Annotated in this window: 1 protein-coding gene; it reads right to left on the bottom strand. The window is 46.7% G+C overall.

Going from position 1 to position 718, the window contains the following annotated elements; genetic code table 11:
• The coding region (locus tag R7Q48_RS27335; RefSeq protein WP_318133398.1) for an efflux RND transporter permease subunit at positions 1-718 on the bottom strand (718 nt) is incomplete at both ends.

Genomic DNA, 718 nt, shown 5'->3' with positions numbered 1-718 from the left:
TTGAAGATGGAAAAAATGATTGTTTTACCAAGGTAAACCCATACACACTTGCACCAAGCCCAACAATCAAAACCACGACCGTTAACCACGCGCGACGCATACAAAACTCTAAAAACTTTTTATATGCCACAAAAATAATGCCGTTATATGGGTCGTTTTCCTCACCTTCACCTTGCTTAATTTTCTGCCCCTTAAAGAAAATATCGGCAAAGAACGGCGTTAGCGAAATAGCGGTAAACCAACTCAGCATGAGGGAAATCAGCAGCACCGTAAACAAGGTGCCACAGTCCTCACCCGTGGAGTCGTCAGACAAACCAATTGGCGCAAATGCCGTTACCGCAATTACAGTTGCACCCAATAGCGGCCATTTGGTTTGAGTGACGATATCCGTCGCAGCTTGTAATCGCGTTCGCCCTTTTTGAGTGCCGATTAATATCCCTTCCACCACCACGATGGCATTATCCACCAACATACCGAGTGCGATAACCAACGCACCCAGAGAGATGCGCTGCAAGTCAATCGCGAGATATTTCATGAAGATGAACGTACCTAAAACCGTGAGTAGCAAGATCAGGCCTATCAATAGACCCGAGCGCAGCCCCATAAAGAACAGCAATACGATAATTACGATGCCAACTGCCTGCGCCAAACTGATCACAAAGCCGCTGACCGATTTATCTACCTCTTTCGGTGGGCTGTAAATCTCCGAGATCTCGAC

The organism is Vibrio sp. 378, assembly GCF_033339435.1.
The sequence above is the reverse complement of the archived record's forward strand: the minus strand, read 5'-3'. Positions and strand labels throughout refer to the sequence as shown.